3 protein-coding genes are annotated in these 4,161 nt (G+C 63.7%); 1 reads left to right on the forward strand and 2 read right to left on the reverse strand.

What is annotated here, in order from left to right; translation table 11 throughout:
* A partial coding sequence (locus EN925_RS25690) for an FAD-dependent oxidoreductase (protein ID WP_164894381.1) occupies positions 1 to 821 on the forward strand: 821 nt, incomplete at its 5' end.
* Between the two features lie 60 nt (positions 822 to 881).
* On the opposite strand, the gene mgtE is transcribed toward EN925_RS25690, so the two are convergent.
* Positions 882 to 2,246, reverse strand: a complete 1,365-nt coding sequence (gene mgtE, locus EN925_RS25695) for a magnesium transporter (RefSeq protein WP_064993196.1) — start codon at positions 2,244 to 2,246, stop codon at positions 882 to 884.
* Between the two features lie 272 nt (positions 2,247 to 2,518).
* Positions 2,519 to 4,161: ABC transporter ATP-binding protein/permease (locus tag EN925_RS25700; protein WP_164894382.1), on the reverse strand; the 1,643-nt coding region annotated here is incomplete at its 5' end.

Consider the following 4,161-nt stretch of genomic DNA (forward strand, 5'->3'; position numbering starts at 1 on the left):
GTCTCGGCGTCGACACCACGCTGGTCTATCGCGGCAAGGAGATCCTCAGCCGGTTCGACATGGACCTGCGGCGCATGCTGCACGAAACGATGGAAAAGAAGGGGATAAGGATCCTCTGCCATTCCGTGTCCGAATGGATCCGCAAGCGGCCGGACGGCCGGCTCGATGCGCTGGTCAGCGGTGGCGAGGTGCTGACCGTCGACCAGGTGATGCTGGCCATCGGCCGCATTCCCAACACCGAGAATATGGGCCTGGAAGGCATCGGACTGGAGATGACCAAGACCGGCGCCATCGCCGTCGACCAATATTCCCGCACCAATGTCGACAACATCTGGGCAATCGGCGACGTCACCAACCGCGTGCAGCTGACGCCGGTGGCGATCCATGAGGCGATGTGCTTCATCGAAACCGCCTTCAAGGGAAATCCGACCGCGCCCGATCACGAGACGATCGCGACCGCCGTCTTCTCACAGCCGGAGATCGGCACGGTCGGCCTGTCTGAGGACGATGCCATCAAACGCTTTTCCGACATCGAGATCTACCGCGCCACATTCCGGCCGATGCGGCACACCCTGTCCGGGCGCGACGAGAAGATGCTGATAAAGCTGGTGGTCGATGGCGCGTCGAAGAAAGTGCTTGGCGCCCACATATTGGGGCCGGACGCCGGCGAGATGGCGCAGCTGCTCGGCATCCCGCTGAAGGCCGGCCTGACCAAGGACGATTTCGACCGTACGATGGCCGTGCATCCGACAGCGGCGGAAGAACTGGTCACCATGTACAAGCCGACCTATCGCGTGAAGGACGGCGAGCGGGTCGATTGACGGCAAATCCTGGTTGAGGAACTCCGCCGCGGCAAGGTCATGCCACGGCGGAGATGGTTGCTACAGAAGCGTGCCGCGCAGGATCACCAGCGCCACCGAGAAATAGATCACCAGCCCGGTGACATCGACCAGCGTGGCAACGAACGGCGCCGATGCGCTGGCCGGGTCGAAGCCGATGCGCTTCAAGGCGAACGGCAGCATCGACCCCGACAGCGAACCGAAGGTGACGATGCCGACCAGTGCAGCACCCACCGTGGTGGCGATCAGCGGCCAGTGCGGGCCATAGTCGTAGAAGCCCATATACTGCCAGAGCGCGATGCGGCAGACGCCGACCACACCGAGCATGGCGCCCAGCACCAGGCCGGTGGGCAGCTCGCGCAGCGCCACCCGCCACCAGTCGCCAAGGCCGATCTCGCGCAAGGCCAGCGCGCGGATGACCAGCGAGGTCGCCTGCGAGCCGGAATTGCCGCCGGAGCTCATGATCAGCGGGATGAACAGCGTCAGCACGATCGCCTTCTCCAGCTCGCCCTCATAGCTCTGCATGGCGTTGGCCGTCAGCATCTCCGAGATGAACAGCGCGCACAGCCAGCCGCCGCGTTTCCTGATCATGGCGAGGAAGCTCATCTTCATGTACGGCTCGTCCAGCGCCTCCATGCCGCCGAAACGGTGCACATCCTCGGTCGTCTCCGCGATCATCGTGTCGATGATGTCGTCGATGGTGACGATGCCGAGGATCTTGCCATGGTCGACGACCGGAACGGCGAGCAGATCGTATTTGGAGATCGTCTGCGCCAGCGTTTCGCGATCGGTCAGCGGGCCGACCGTCACCGGAAGATGATCCGGCGCCACCGTCATGATCGAATCGTCCGGCTCACCGGTGATCAGCCGGCGCAGGCCCGTCGAGCGCACAAGCAGGTGCGTTTGCGGATCGACGATATAGATCGCATAGACGGTCTCGCGCGTCCGCTCCACCTTGCGGATGTAGTCGAGCGTTTGCCCGACGCTCCAGTCCGAGGGCACGCTGACGAACTCCGTCGTCATGATCGATGCGGCACTGCCTTCGGGATAGCCGAGGATGGAGAGCAGCGTTGCGCGCAGCGGCGGCGCAAGTCCGCCGAGCAGCTCGGAACGCGCCGGCTCGTCGAGCTCGCGCAAAATGTCGGCGGCACGGTCGACCGACATGGCGGTGAGCAGCTTGCCCGCCTTGGCGCGCGGCAGCGCCTCCATGAGTTCCGACGCGCCGTCGAGTTCCGGCTGATCGAAGATCTCGACCAGACGTTCGAACGTCACTTCACAGAGCAGTTCCGTCGCGGTCTCTCGAGGCTCCCTGTTCAGGGCCTCGACAATGTCGGCGACGTGATCGTTGGCTAGGATACGGGCAATCGCGACGGCCTCGTCGCTTGCCACCGTGGTAAATTCGTTCATGGCTCACTCCTTGCCGTCCGGCAGGACATGAACCATGTGAGGTCACGTCAGGGCGGACGGCTGTTGCGTTCGACTGTGACTGTCGCCAGGCATGGCGCGGTGACCTTTCTGCTTGCGGGTTCGCGTTTGATTGTCTGCAAGCGGGCGCAACATAGGAGCGCGCCTTGCCGTGTCAATCGCGGTGAGGAGGGAAAATGCCGACGAGCAGCCGAGATCGCGAGACTGTGATCACCGGCCGCCGTTCGACCAGGCAGACCAGGGCGGAATAACCGTTATTTCTGCTTCAGCCGGCGCGAGAAGCGCAGCCACTTGTCCTCGACCGGCCTTGGGGCCGGCCTTGGCTGCACCAGAATGGTGGTGAGTTCGGCGGGGAGGGTCGGAACCAGCGGCTTCTTGGTGGCGACGCCGTCGGCGATCGCGACGATGCTGTGATAGAACTCGCTGCCCGTCATCGATCTCGGCGCCACCGCCTCGTGCATGACGCTGATCACCGTGACATCGGGGCAGTTGTCCTTGATGGCCTGGTGGAAGGCGACCTTGCCATCGGGGTCGAGCGCGCCGGTCGCCTCGTCGAGGAACAGCAATCCCGGCTGCTGCAGCACGATGCGAGCCACCACCAGCTTCTGTTTCTGGCCGCCCGACAGCACCTGGTCCCAGCTTTTGCCTTCGCGGCTTTCGTCGGCCATGTGCTCGATGAAGTCGCCGAGCCCCGCCTTGTGCAGCGCCGACGCCACCTGCGCATCGCCATGGTCGTGCTCGGAGCCGGGCAGGCAGACCAACTGTTTCAGCGACACAGGCTGCAGCTTGACCTCCTGGGCGGCATAGAAACTCTTGACGCCCTCGGGGAAGACGATGGTGCCGCGGCCATAGGGCCACAGGCCGTTGATCGCCTTGATCAGCGAGGTCTTGCCGCAACCGGACTCGCCTTTCAGGAAAGTCCATTCGCCGCGCCGGAAGCGCAGATTGGCGGCGCTGAGAAAGGGCGTCGCGTCCTCGCCCTGATGCGCCAGTTCGAGCTTCTGGATGGTCAGGCCGAAAACCGGGTTCTGGCTGGCATAGTGGAAGTCGGAGCGGCCGGTCTGGCTGTAGAATTCCTGCGGATGCTGGACATTCTCGATCGCATTGGCCAGCTCGGTGACACGCTGGCTGTTGGCGCGCAACGTGGCGATGGCGGGCATGACGTGGATGAACCAGGAACACTGGCCGATCAGCGAATTGACCAGCTCGGAGCCGGTTATGTAGCCCTTGAGGTCGAGACCGTTGTGGATGAACGGCACCAGGCCCGGTCCGTAGGCGACAATGCGGGCACCGATGAAATTGTAGATCAGCTCGAACGACATATAGACGGTGTTGACGATGTTCAGCCGCGTCCAGGTGCCGTCGATGTCGACATAAAGCCGGCCATGCATGGTCCTTTGCACGCCTTCGCCCTGAGACGCCGCGACGTGGAAGGACCGCCGCAGGAATGTCGTCAGCTCGCCGCGATAGCTGCCCTCGGCCTGCTGCATCCTGACGTTGAGGCGCTCGAGCAGGCCGCCGAGCTTGACCGCGATCCAAGTGTTCAGCGGCACGTAGGTGGCGACGGCCAGGAAGGCGAGGATGGCGCTGCCATAGCTGCCGAGAAATTCCAGCCCCTTCACCTCGACGGAGTTTTCGAGCAGCTTCTGGCCGACGAAATAGAGCGATGTGGCAACGCCAAGCACGCCCATGGCGAGCCCGATGGCGCCACCGGTCATGTCCTTGATGGATTCCTGGACGCGCTGGTCGATGTTGTCGGGGGCCGGTGCGCCGCTGCCGGTCGACGCGTGCTGGGCATGGAAATGCGTATGATTGCCGTCCAGCAGCGCTTCATTGAAGCGGCTGTCCAGCCAACCGCGCCATTTGCGGTGCAACGTCGCCGAGACAAGGTTGCGGA

Origin of the sequence: Mesorhizobium sp. M7A.F.Ca.US.006.04.2.1 (assembly GCF_004022915.1) — a bacterium.
Taxonomy (GTDB): domain Bacteria; phylum Pseudomonadota; class Alphaproteobacteria; order Rhizobiales; family Rhizobiaceae; genus Mesorhizobium; species Mesorhizobium ciceri.